Annotated in this window: 10 protein-coding genes; 8 read left to right on the top strand and 2 right to left on the bottom strand. The window is 70.4% G+C overall.

The annotated features are described in order from the left end of the window. Positions 1 to 236 precede the first annotated feature (236 nt). Both E4O86_RS20105 and E4O86_RS20100 read left to right on the top strand, forming a co-directional pair. Positions 237 to 425, top strand: coding sequence for a hypothetical protein (locus E4O86_RS20105; protein ID WP_161142335.1), 189 nt, complete (start codon positions 237 to 239; stop codon positions 423 to 425). Positions 426 to 671: 246 nt separating this feature from the next. Further along, on the top strand, positions 672 to 3,284 hold the full coding sequence (locus E4O86_RS20100; RefSeq protein WP_161142334.1) for a sensor domain-containing protein: 2,613 nt from the start codon (positions 672 to 674) through the stop codon (positions 3,282 to 3,284). A 6-nt stretch (positions 3,285 to 3,290) separates the two neighbouring features. On the opposite strand, the gene E4O86_RS20095 is transcribed toward E4O86_RS20100, so the two are convergent. Beyond that, entirely contained in the window at positions 3,291 to 4,475 is a 1,185-nt protein-coding gene (locus E4O86_RS20095; protein WP_161142333.1) for a CaiB/BaiF CoA transferase family protein, read from the bottom strand. Between the two features lie 5 nt (positions 4,476 to 4,480). Beyond that, a complete protein-coding gene (locus E4O86_RS20090; protein ID WP_161142332.1) occupies positions 4,481 to 5,446 on the bottom strand; it encodes a hydroxymethylglutaryl-CoA lyase in 966 nt (321 codons plus the stop codon). A gap of 143 nt (positions 5,447 to 5,589) precedes the next feature. On the opposite strand from E4O86_RS20090, the gene E4O86_RS20085 reads away from it, so the two are divergent. The 6 genes from E4O86_RS20085 (at position 5,590) to E4O86_RS20060 (ending at position 11,333) form a co-directional block, all read left to right on the top strand. Continuing rightward, complete coding sequence (locus E4O86_RS20085) at positions 5,590 to 6,561, top strand: Bug family tripartite tricarboxylate transporter substrate binding protein (protein WP_161142331.1); 972 nt, start codon at positions 5,590 to 5,592, stop codon at positions 6,559 to 6,561. After that, positions 6,558 to 7,001 carry a tripartite tricarboxylate transporter TctB family protein gene (locus tag E4O86_RS20080; protein WP_205520996.1) on the top strand — a complete coding sequence of 148 codons (444 nt, stop codon included), beginning with the start codon at positions 6,558 to 6,560 and terminating at the stop codon, positions 6,999 to 7,001. The genes E4O86_RS20085 and E4O86_RS20080 overlap by 4 nt, the downstream gene beginning before the upstream one ends. A 21-nt stretch (positions 7,002 to 7,022) precedes the next feature. Then, the gene (locus tag E4O86_RS20075) at positions 7,023 to 8,546 is read left to right on the top strand and encodes a tripartite tricarboxylate transporter permease (protein WP_161142330.1); all 1,524 of its coding nucleotides are present in this window, start codon (positions 7,023 to 7,025) and stop codon (positions 8,544 to 8,546) included. A gap of 56 nt (positions 8,547 to 8,602) precedes the next feature. Then, complete coding sequence (locus E4O86_RS20070; RefSeq protein ID WP_161142329.1) at positions 8,603 to 9,214, top strand: cysteine hydrolase family protein; 612 nt, start codon at positions 8,603 to 8,605, stop codon at positions 9,212 to 9,214. Between the two features lie 137 nt (positions 9,215 to 9,351). Then, positions 9,352 to 10,002: a L,D-transpeptidase gene (locus E4O86_RS20065; protein ID WP_343039200.1), complete on the top strand. Its 651-nt coding sequence runs from the start codon at positions 9,352 to 9,354 to the stop codon at positions 10,000 to 10,002. A gap of 86 nt (positions 10,003 to 10,088) precedes the next feature. Next, a complete protein-coding gene (locus E4O86_RS20060) occupies positions 10,089 to 11,333 on the top strand; it encodes a flavin monoamine oxidase family protein (protein ID WP_161142328.1) in 1,245 nt (414 codons plus the stop codon). Positions 11,334 to 11,528: the final 195 nt, after the last annotated feature.

Below are 11,528 nucleotides of genomic sequence, written 5' to 3'. Positions count from 1 at the left end.
CGTGCGCGGGCGGTGCCGGCCCGTCCTGCGCGCGCACGGGCGCGCCGGAGGCGGCGGCGAGCGCACACGCAAGGAAAAGGGCGACGGGCGTTCCGCACATGCCGTCGTTTCGTCGAGGAGACCATGGCCCCATGGCAGTGCCCGAACATAGCGTCCGATCCGGGCGATGCCATGGCCGGCATGCTTGCCCGCGGAGGGTCGGGCCGGTTACGAATCCGGAAAACAGGGAGCGCCGGATGCCGATTCTCATCTTGGTCTTGTTGGCGATCCTCATCGCCCAGGTGGGTTTCTGGAAGGCGCTCACCGCGATCCTCGGAAGCGTCCTGATGGTCGTCCTCCTGATCGTGATTGCGGTCGCCCTGGTGCTTGCCCTCGCTTATGCTCTCAAGCGGAAATTCTTCGACGGCAACAGTTTTCGTCCTTAGCCGGAAAGCTCGAAGGGGTTCTGATGCCGCTCCCGGCGCTCGGTTCGAAGCGTGATTTGCGGGATTAGCGAATCCGTAATGCCTCTGATTGCATATTTCTTGGGGACTGGTGCGTAGATCTGTGATGCAGCATGAGTCCGCGTCGATCGAAACTGGATGGACGCAGCGGTCGGGCGGCAGGCCGTCCGCTGCGGGCGGCGGCGTCTTTCCCGGGCCGACCGCGACTGTCCGAACCGGACCGCCCGCATGATCGATTGCCCCACCGACATGTCCGCCCAGCGCGACGCCGCCCAGTGCGACGCCGCCCAGTGCGACGCCGCCCAGTGCGACACCGAGGAGCGCCTCAAGGCCAGCGAGCGGCGCTACCGCTCGCTGGTGGCGGCGATGAGCAGCGTCGTCTTCACCGCCGAGAGCGAGGGCATCGCGGCGGAACCGCTCCCCTATTGGGAGGAATTTACCGGGCAGACCTTCGAGCAGATGGCCGGGTCGGGCTGGATGGAAGCCGTCCACCCGGAGGACCGGGCCGTGGCGCAGGAGAACTGGCGCCGCGCGGTGGCGAGGGGCGAGCCCTGCCGGTTCGAATGCCGGATCAGGCGAAAAGACGGGGTCTATCGCTGGTTCGGCGTAAGCGCCGTGCCGGTGGTGGACAATAACCGGCGGCTGGTGGAGTGGGTCGGCACCCTGACCGAGATCCACGCCCAGCGCGCGGCGGAGCAGGAGCTCGAGTGCCGCAATTACGAGCTGCGCGAGCGGATGAAGGAGCTCCGCTGCCTGCATGCGATCGCCATGGCGTGCAACCAGGACGACACGTCGCTTCCGGTGTTCCTCGACTGGATCACGCTCGTGCTGCCCTCGGCCATGCGCTTTCCGGAGGATGCGGTCTGCCGCGTCGTCTGCGATGGCGCGGCGTACCTTTCGGGCAGCTTCAGCGAGCCGGCGCAGCCGATTTCGGCGGCGATCGTCGCCGGCGGCAGCACGGTCGGGTCCGTCGAGGTCGGCTACAGGTCCGCAGACACCGGCGCCGCGGAGCCGCTGCCGGAGGAGCGCGATCTGGTCGCCACCGTCGCGATGCTCATCGGCCAGGCGATCTCCCGCCAGCGGGACCGCCAGATGCTGGAGATGCAGAGCCGCGAGCTGACGCGGCGCCAGACGCTGTTCGAGCAGATGGCGCGCCTCGCCAAGGTCGGCGGATGGGAGGTCGACCTGCGGACGCGCGAGCTGCGCTGGACCGACCAGACCTTCGAGATCACCGAATGGCCCCGCGACCGCCCTCCGGACCTCGAATGGCAGCTGAGCCGCTACGAGGGCGAGGGCGGCGAGCTCATACGCTCCAAGTTCAGGGAGATCGTGGAGAACGACGGCACCTACGATCTCGAGCTGCCCTATGTCACGGCGACCGGTCGGCGCCGCTGGCTGCGCACCATCGGCCAGGTCGAGAGGGTGGACGGCGAGCCGCGCCGGGCCTTCGGTGCGCTCACCGACGTCACCGACGCCAAGCTCGCGCGGAACCGCATGTGGGAGCTCGCCAACCGCGATTCGCTCACCGGCCTGCCGAACCGGCGGCTGTTCCAGGAGCGCCTGGAGGACGCCGTCTCGGCCGACGTCCCGACGGACTCGACCGCGCTCCTCCTCCTCGATCTCGACGACTTCAAGGACGTCAACGACACGCTCGGCCACGACGCCGGCGACGCGCTTCTGAAGGCGGTGGCTGAGCGGCTCGAAGCCGCGGTCGGCGAGACCGGGATGGTCGCCCGTCTCGGCGGCGACGAGTTCGCGATCCTCGTCCAGCCGATCGGCGGGGCCGAGGAGGCCCATGCGCTCGCCAGCCGGCTCGCCGCCGAGATCGTCCGGCCGATCGCGTTTTCCGGCGAATCGATCGCCGTCCGCGCGACCATCGGGATCGCGCTCCACCCCTATCACGCCGGCTCGGCGGCGGAGCTCTTCACCAATGCCGACGTCGCCCTCTATGTCGGCAAGCGCGGCGGCGCCGGCCGCGCCGTCGTCTTCAAGCCGGCCATGCGGCATGTCACCGAGGAGCGGGTCGCGGTCTGCGCCAGCATCCGGCGCAGCCTCGAGCGCGACGAGATCCTGCCCTTCTATCAGCCGAAGATCTGCCTCGCCACCAACCGCGTGACGGGCCTCGAGGCGCTGGTGCGCCGCCGCCATCCCGAATTCGGCGTCCAGCCGCCGGCCGCCTTCGCGATCGCCTTCCAGAACACGGAGATCGCGGGCCGGCTCGGCGAGCGCATGCTGGATCTCTGCCTCAGGGACATGGCGGACTGGGCCGAGCAGGGGGTCGCCTTCGGCCAGGTCGCACTGAACCTCTCCGAGGCCGAGTTCCGGCGGCCCGACCTCGTCGAGGTTCTGCTCGACCGGATCGCCCGCTTCGACCTCGCTCCGGCGCAGCTCGGCGTGGAGGTGACGGAGACCGTGCTCCTCGGGCGCGAGGGCGATGCCGTCGGCGCGCGCCTGCAGGAGCTGCACCGCGCCGGCATCAGCATCGCGCTCGACGATTTCGGCACGGGCTACGCCTCGCTCACGCATCTGAGGCAGTTCCCGGTCGACACGCTGAAGATCGACCGGTCCTTCATCCAGTCGATCGAGGAGGATGCCGCCAGCCGGGCGATCGCGCTTGCCGTCGTCACGCTCGGCCATACGCTCGGCATGGACATCGTCGCGGAGGGCGTGGAGACGCCCGGGCAGGCGGACCTCCTTGCCGAGGCGGGGTGCGATGTCGGCCAGGGCTATCTCTTCGCCAAGCCGATGCCGGCCACCCGCGTGCCGCACTTCATCAGGACCTGGGGCCGGGAGGACGGCGCGCCGGAAAGCGGCCGGCGGCCGGTGCGCCTGTTCGGCTGACCGGGCTCAGATCACGGCGCGCGCCTTCAGGTCCGCGAGCTCCGCCTCCGTGACCCCGATCTCCGCCAGCACGTCGCCTGTGTCGGCGCCGAGATCGGGCGCCGGCCGGTTGATCCGGCAGGGCGTCTCCGAGAGCTTGATCGGGAACCCGGTCATGCGGACCGTGCCGTGGCCCGGATGGGGGACGTCGATCACCATCTCCTGGGCGAGCACCTGCGGGTCCTCGAACACTTCGGCGAGCGATTGCACGCGCCCGCTCGGCACGCCGGCCGCGTTGAGCCTGGCGACCCAGTTCGCCTGCGTGTCGCCGGCGAGCTTCTCGTCGATCAGCGCGTTGAGGGCCGCGCGGTTGCGGATGCGGTCCGCATTGGTCGCGAAGCGCGGGTCGGCGAGCACGTCCTCGAGCCCGATCGTGCCGAGGAAGCGCTTCAGCACCGGCGGCGTGCTCGGTGCGATGGCGACGTCGCCGTCCATGGCGTGGAAGAGCCCGTAGGGCGAGGAGACCGGGTGGTCGTTGCCGGTCGGCGGCGGCGTCTCGCCGGTCGCGAGCTGGGTCGAGGCGAGATAGGCCATCATGCTGATCATGCCGTTCATCATGCTGGCCTCGACGCGCTGGCCCGTGCCCGCGCGCTCGGCGACCCGCAGCGCCGCCACGACGCCGAGCGCGGCGTAGAGCCCGGCCACGAGGTCGGTCACCGGCGGCGCGGCGCGCAGGGGGCCGCTCTCCGGCGTGCCGTTCACCGCCATGAAGCCCGACATCGCCTGCGTGATGAAGTCGAAGGCCGGGCGGTCGACATAGGGGCCGGTCGAGCCGTAGCCGTTGACGCTCGCCACCACGAGCCGCGGGTTGAGGCGCTTCAGGCGGGCCTCGTCGAAGCCCATCTCCGCCAGCACGCCGGGGCGGAAGTTCTCCGCAAGCACGTCGGCGGTCTCGATGAGGCGGGCGAGCAGCGCCTTGCCATCCTCGGTCCTGAGGTCGAGGCCGACCGAGCGCTTGTTGCGGTTGAAGGCGGCGAAGTACCAGCTGAAGCCGTCGACGATCGAGCCCTGCGCGCGGACGTGGTCGCCGCGGTCGGGCGGCTCGATCTTGATCACCTCCGCTCCCAGGTCGCCGAGGATCATGGTGCAGAACGGGCCCGACAGGATGCGCGTGAGGTCGACGACGCGGATGCCGGCGAGAGGCTGGTCCATGCGGCTCATCCCGCCGCGGTGGCCACTTCGTCGGCGGCGTGCCGCTTGAGGCGCGGGCCGGCCTTCATCACCTGGCCGGGGAGCGGGCGCCCGATGAGGCGCTCGACCCGCCGCGCGATCGCGCAGAGCGCGTCGAGGTCGATGCCGGTCTGGTAGCCGCTCTCCTGGAGGAGGTAGACGAGGTCCTCCGTGCAGATGTTGCCGGTCGCGCCCGCCGCGAAGGGGCAGCCGCCGAGCCCGGCGATCGAGGCGTCGTAGCGGCGGATTCCCTCCGCGAGCCCGACCAGCACGTTGGCGAGGCCGATCCCGCGCGTATTGTGGAAGTGGAGCCCGATCTCGAGCTCCGGCGTCTCGGCGGCGAGTGCCCGCACGGCCGACTGGACGGTCGGCGGCGTCGCCATGCCCGTGGTGTCGCCGAGCCCGACCTGGCGGATGCCGAGATCGCGATAGGCCCGCGCGACCCGCACCACCGCGTCGGGCGGAACCTCGCCCTCGAACGGGCAGCCGAAGGCCGTGGCGATCGCGCCGACCACCGGGATCCGGGCGTCCTCCGCCACCGCGACGACCTCGCGGAAGCCGGCGAGCGATTCCGCGATCGTCCTGTTCACGTTCTTCGCGTTGTGGGTCTCGGAGGCCGAGCAGAACACCACCATCGCGTCGATGCCGGCCTCCGCCGCCCGTTCGGCCCCCTTGGGGTTGGGGACGAGGGCGGTCAGGAACGCGCCCTTGGAGCGGTCGATGCCGGCCAGCACCTCGGCGGCGTCGGCAAGCTGCGGCACCGCGCGCGGCGAGACGAAGGAGGTCACCTCCAGACGTCGAACGCCGGCCTCGATCATCGCATTGATGATCGCGATCTTCTCCGAGGTCGGTATGAAGGTCCTTTCGATCTGGAATCCGTCGCGGGGCCCGACTTCCACGACCTCGATGAAGCGTTCATTTGCGGGATCTGCGCGCTTGTCGTCGGCTCGCATCGGATTCCTCCTCGACGTCGTGTTGTGCGGGCGGCTGATCTGGCGGTCGCGGCCCTTGCCGCTGCTTGACCATGTCCCGCCGAGATGGTCAACTCGCCCGGAACCACGATGCGGGATCGCCGCACAGCACGGGAGGAAGCTTGATGTTCCGACGCCTCGGACGCGTCGCGGCCGTTGCCGCACTGATTCTGCCGCTCGCGGCGTTCTCGCCCCAGAACCCCGAGTGCATCGCGCCGGCGAATCCCGGCGGCGGCTGGGACTTCACCTGCCGCACGGTCGGCAAGCTCCTCACCGATACCGGCCTCGTCAGCGGGCAGGTGCAGGTGACGAACATGACCGGGGCGGTCGGCGCGGTGGCCTATGCCAATGTCGCGTCGAAGCGCTCGGACGATCCGGACCTCGTCGTCGCGACCTCGACCGTCGGCATCACGCAGATCGCGCAGGGCAAGTACCCGGCCGGCGTCGACGCCATGCGCTGGCTCGCGATGCTCGGCGCGGATGTCGGGGTCGTGCTCGTCCAGAAGGATTCGAAGTTCAATTCGCTGCAGGATCTCCTCGCCGCGCTGAAGGCCGATCCGGGCTCGGTCGTCGCGGCCGGATCCTCGGGCGTCGGCGGCTGGGACCATCTGCGGCTCCTCATGCTCCTCGAGAAGGCGGGCATGGCGACCGACCAGCTGAAGAGCGTGAAATGGGTCGAGTTCTCGGGCGGCGGCGACGCGGTCACCCAGCTGATGGGCGGCCATATCGGCGTGGTCTCGACCGATATCGGCGAGATCGGCGGCTTCATCCAGTCCGGCGACGTCAAGGTCCTCGGGGTGATGTCGGGCGACCGGCTCGAGGCCTTCCCGGACGCGCCGACGGCGAAGGAGCAGGGCGTCGATTTCGAGGGCTACAACTGGCGCGGCTTCTACATGGGCGGCAAGGTCTCGGACGAGGCCTATGACGGCTGGCTGGCCATCATGCAGAAGCTCTACGAATCCAAGGAATGGCAGGAGACGGCCAAGTCGAAGGGCCTGACCCCGATCTGGCGGGGCGGCAAGGACTTCGAGGCCTTCGTCCGCCAGTCCGAGGAGAACATGCGCAAGGTCTCGAAGGCGATCGGGGTCATCAAGTGACCAACGGCCTGAGCGACCGTGTCGCGGGCGCCGTCCTTCTGGCGCTCGCCGTCGCCTTCTGGGTGGCGGCCGGCCAATATGCCGTGACCTTCGGGGATCCGGTCGGCCCGGCCGCCTTCCCGAAGCTGGTGGCGGTCCCGCTCGGGCTGTTTTCGCTCTACCTGATCTTCCGGCCGGATCCGGATCCGCGCTGGTTCGTCTGGCCGGGCGTGGTCGGCCAGGCCGCCACGCTCGCGGTGCTCGTGCTCTATCCGCTGCTCCTCGAGCCGCTCGGCTTCCCGCTGGCGACGGCGCTCGCCAGCGCTGTGCTGGCGCGCGTCCTGGGGGCCGCCTGGCTCGCCGCTCTGGTGCTCGGCGTGGCTGTCGGCGGCGGATTGTTCCTGGTGTTCGATAGCGTGCTCGGGCTGCCGCTGCCGCTCGCCCCGTCCTTCTCCTTCTGAACGCGCCCGGTCCGAGGCCAAATGGAGACCCTGGGCTTCCTGGCACACGGCTTCGCCGTCGCCTTCACGCCGCTCAACATCGTGCTGGCGCTCATCGGCTGCTTTCTCGGCACGATCATCGGCGCCCTCCCGGGTCTCGGCCCCGTCAACGGCGTGGCGATCCTGATCCCGGTCGCGTTCTCGCTGCAGCTCGCGCCGGCCTCGGCCCTCATCCTGCTGTCCTGCGTCTATTACGGCTGCATGTATGGCGGGCGGATCTCCTCGATCATGCTCAACATACCCGGCGACGAGCCGGCCATGATGACCTGCCTCGACGGCTATCCGATGGCGCAGAAGGGCAAGGCGCCGGAAGCGCTCGCCATCTCGGCGATCGCCTCCTTCGTGGGCGCGATTCTCGCCACGATCGGCCTCGTCCTGTTCGCGCCGCTGCTCGTCCGCTTCGCCATCCATTTCGGACCGGCCGAATATTTCGCGCTCTATGTCCTCGCCTTCGCCACGATCGGCGGCATCACCGGGACAAACCCCGCCAAGACCCTGCTCGCCGCCGCGCTCGGTCTCGCCCTCGGCACGGTCGGCATCGATCCGCAGAGCGGCGTGCCGCGCTTCACCTTCGGGGTGTTCGAGCTGTTCGACGGGTTCGACGCCATCGTCGCGATCGTCGGCCTCTTCGCGATCTCGGAAGTCCTGGTCCTGCTCGAGGAAGGGCATGGCGGCATCAGCGCGCGCGCCGTCCGCGTGAGCCGCGCCTTCGCCCAGGGACGCGAGATCGCCGCCTCCGCGGGCGCCATGCTGCGCGGCTCCGTCATCGGCTTCGTCGCCGGCGTGCTGCCGGGGGCGGGGGCCTCGCTCGGCTCGTTCCTCGCCTATACGATGGAGAAGCGCTATTCCGACCGCCGCGGAACCTTCGGCAAGGGGGATCCGCGCGGCGTGGCGGCGCCCGAGGCCGGCAACAATGCGGCCGCCGGCGGCGCGCTCGTGCCGATGCTCAGCCTCGGCGTGCCCGGATCGGGCACCACCGCCGTCCTCCTGGCGCTCCTCATCTCGCTCAACATCACGCCGGGCCCGCTCCTCTTCCAGAAGGAGCCGGACGTCGTCTGGGGCCTGATCGCCTCGCTCTTCTTCGCGAATTTCGTGCTGATCGCGATGAACCTGCCGCTCGTCGGCCTCTTCACCCGGATGCTCGCGATCCCGATGTGGGCGCTGATGCCCTTCGTGGTGATGGTGAGCTTCGTCGGCATCTACTCGATCAGCCACTCGCCCTTCGACCTCTTCATGATGGTGCTCTTCGGGGTGCTCGGCTACGTGCTGCGAAAGCTCGCGATCCCCGTCGTGCCGGTCGTTCTCGGGCTTCTCCTCGGCGCCGACATGGAGAGCAACTTCCGGCGCGCGCTCTCGATCTCCGGAGGGGATTACGCGATCCTGTTCCAGAGCGGCATCGCGATCGGGCTCTACGTGCTGACGCTGCTCTTCCTGGCGCTCGCGGTCTTCCTCGGCATGCGGGAGCGGCGCCCGCCCGGCGCGGAGCCGGAGCCGGCGCACGACTGAGGCCTTCCGCCGGCCGGCCCGGATCGAAAGGCCGGCCGCGCCCGTTATGACCGGCCATGAAGGAAATCGACGTCCTGCGCTGGGGCCCGCTCGGCGAAACCACGGTTCATCTCTGCATCGACATGCAGAACCTCTTCGCGGATGCCACGCCCTGGCATACGCCGTGGATGGACCGCGTGCTCCCGGTCGTCGCCCGCCTCGCCGAGGCGCATGCCGAGCGGACCGTGTTCACGCGCTTCATCCCCCCTGAGGACCCGGAGGAGATGCCGGGCATGTGGCGCGCCTATTACGAGCGCTGGCGCGACCTCACCCGCCGGAACATCGACCCGGGCCTGCTGGAGATCGTGCCCGCGCTCGCGCGTCTCGCCCCGCCGGCGCGCGTCCTCGACAAGTTCCGCTATTCGCCCTTCCACGGCACCGATCTCGCCGCCTTCCTCCTGGCGCGCAAGGTCGACACGCTCGTCGTCAGCGGCGCGGAGACGGATGTCTGCGTTCTCGCCGGCGTGCTCGACGCGGTCGATCACGGCTTTCGCGTGGTCATCGCCCGCGATGCGCTCTGCAGCGGCTCGGACGAGACGCACGACGCGCTGATGACGCTCTACGCGCATCGCTTCTCCGAGCAGATCGAGCTCGCCGATACCGCCACGATCCTTGCGAACTGGCGGTGAGGGCGTCCGAACGTGGCGGGAACGACACGCCCGCACGCGCTCGGACCGTCAGCGCCGCGCATTGTCTTGACCTTGAGCGGGCATGGGAATTTCGTTCTCGCGACAGTCCGCCCCGGAAGGGGCACGGGAACAGAGCCGTGATCGACAGACGTATCTTCCTGAGCGGGGCCGGTGCGCTGCTCGCTTCCGCCTGCACCGAGGTCGCCCCCAGGCCGGCCCCGGCCCTGGTGCAGCCGATGATGCTGGTGCCGCCGACGCAGGAGCCGTTTCCCGTCGCCGCCGTCGACCTCGCCAAGGTGCCGCCGCAATTCCACCGGCAGATCGTGGCGGATCCGACCGGCCAGCCGCCCGGCACCGTCGTCATCGATACCGGCGCGCGCTTCCTCTATCTCGTCCAGGATGGCGGCATGGCCATGCGCTACGGCGTCGGGATCGGCCGCGAAGGCTTCGCCTGGAACGGCGACGCCACCATCGAGGACAAGCAGGAATGGCCGAAATGGTTTCCGCCGCCCGAGATGATCGCGCGCCAGCCGGAGCTCGCGGAATATGCGACCGGCATGCCGGGCGGCCCGGGCAACCCGCTCGGCGCCCGCGCGATGTATCTCTACCAGAACGGCAAGGACACGCTCTACCGCATCCACGGCACGGCCGAGGTCCTCTCGATCGGCCAGGCTGTCTCGTCGGGCTGCGTGCGCCTTCTCAACGCGGACGTGATCGATCTCTATGACCGCGTGCCGCTCGGGACGCGCGTGGTGGTGCTGCAGCCCTCCGAGACGCTGGCCGTGTGAGCGCCGCGCTCCGCCGCGTCCGGGCCTTATGATCCTGGGCCTTATGATCCTGGGCCGCATGATCCTGCGCCGGGCGGGGTGACGCCTTGGGACGGTCGGAAGCCGAGGTCGTCATCGTCGGCGCCGGGGCGGCGGGCCTCGCCGCGGCGCGGCGGCTCCATGATGCCGGGGTCGACTGCCTGCTCCTCGAGGCGCGCCCGCGCCTCGGCGGCCGGGCCTGGACGGTCGAAGGTCCGGCCGGCGCGCCGCTCGATCTCGGCTGCGGCTGGCTGCATTCGGCCGACCGCAATCCCTGGCCCGCCGTCGCCGAGGGGCAGGGCCGCGCCATCGACCGCACCCCGCCGCCCTGGGGGCGCCGCGCGCTTCCGATCGGCTTCCCGCTCGCCGATCAGGCCGATTTCCTGGCGGCGCTTCAGGCCTATCACCGGCGCATGGATGCGGCTCCGCCCGGGCCGGACGTCCCGGCCGCGCATTTCCTCGATCCCGGCTGCCGGTGGAACGCCCTCATCGGCGCGGTCGGGACCTATGTGAGCGGCGCCGAGCCCGACCGCGTCTCGGCCCGCGATCTCGGCGCCTATGACGACAGCGGGGTGAACTGGCGGGTGGCGGAAGGCTACGGCACCACCGTCGCCGCCTTCGGCGCCGGCCTTCCGGCGGTCCTCGAATGTCCGGTCACCGCGATCGACCATGGCGGACGGCGGCTCCGGATCGAGACCGGGAAGGGCGCCATCGCCGCGGACCGGGCGATCGTCGCGGTGCCGTCGGGCGTGCTCGCGGGGGAGGGGCTGCGCTTCTCGCCGGCGCTGCCGGAGCGGATCGAGGCGGCGGCCGGGCTGCCGCTCGGCCTCGCGATCAAGCTCTTTCTGTCGCTGCCGGATGCCGAGGCGTTCGAGCAGGAGAGCCGCCTCTTCGGCCGGACCGACCGCACCGAGACGGCCGCCTATCACTTCCGGCCGTTCGGACGCCCCCTCGTCGAGGCCTATTTCGGCGGAAGGCTTGCCGCCTCGCTCGAAGCCGGCGGCCCGCAGGCGTTCTTCGAGCATGCGAAGGGCGAACTCGGGGCCCTTCTCGGCAGCGCCTTCGCGGAGCGGATCGCTCCGGTCGCGACCCATCTCTGGGGCGCCGATCCCTGGGCGCGCGGCTCCTATTCCTACGCCCTGCCGGGCAAATCCGGCTGCCGGTCGGCGCTCGCCCGGCCGGTGGACGACCGGCTCTTCTTTGCCGGCGAGGCCTGCTCGGAGCACGATTTCTCGACCGCCCACGGCGCCTTCCTGAGCGGCCGCGCGGCGGCCGGGGCGGTGCTCGCCGCCCGGGGCAGCCGGTCGCTTTGACCTTCCCGCCCGCTCTCGGGCATGGTGTCGGCATGGCGATCTCGCACATGCATCCGAAGCCGATCCGAAGGTGAGCGGCCGCGAGGGGGGAGAAAAGGCGGGTCCCGGCCGCGCGCCGGCCGGCCGCGCCTCCCCGCATGCGCCCTGGCATGCGGTCGCGGCGGCGGAGGCGCTGGCCGCGCTCGGGAGCGGTCC

The sequence above is a fragment of the Propylenella binzhouense genome, assembly GCF_009866965.1.
Classification (GTDB): domain Bacteria; phylum Pseudomonadota; class Alphaproteobacteria; order Rhizobiales; family Afifellaceae; genus Propylenella; species Propylenella binzhouense.
Note: the sequence above shows the minus strand (reverse complement) of the source record. Positions and strands in the feature narration are given on the sequence as shown.

Bases quoted from the DNA above. Each gene is read 5' to 3' on its own strand.
- E4O86_RS20105 (WP_161142335.1), top strand. From the start codon at position 237: ATGCCGATTCTCATCTTGGTCTTGTTGGCGATCCTCATCGCCCAGGTG.
- E4O86_RS20100 (WP_161142334.1), top strand. From the start codon at position 672: ATGATCGATTGCCCCACCGACATGTCCGCCCAGCGCGACGCCGCCCAG.
- E4O86_RS20095 (WP_161142333.1), bottom strand. From the start codon at position 4,475: ATGGACCAGCCTCTCGCCGGCATCCGCGTCGTCGACCTCACGCGCATC.
- E4O86_RS20090 (WP_161142332.1), bottom strand. From the start codon at position 5,446: ATGCGAGCCGACGACAAGCGCGCAGATCCCGCAAATGAACGCTTCATC.
- E4O86_RS20070 (WP_161142329.1), top strand. From the start codon at position 8,603: ATGAAGGAAATCGACGTCCTGCGCTGGGGCCCGCTCGGCGAAACCACG.
- E4O86_RS20085 (WP_161142331.1), top strand. From the start codon at position 5,590: ATGTTCCGACGCCTCGGACGCGTCGCGGCCGTTGCCGCACTGATTCTG.
- E4O86_RS20075 (WP_161142330.1), top strand. From the start codon at position 7,023: ATGGAGACCCTGGGCTTCCTGGCACACGGCTTCGCCGTCGCCTTCACG.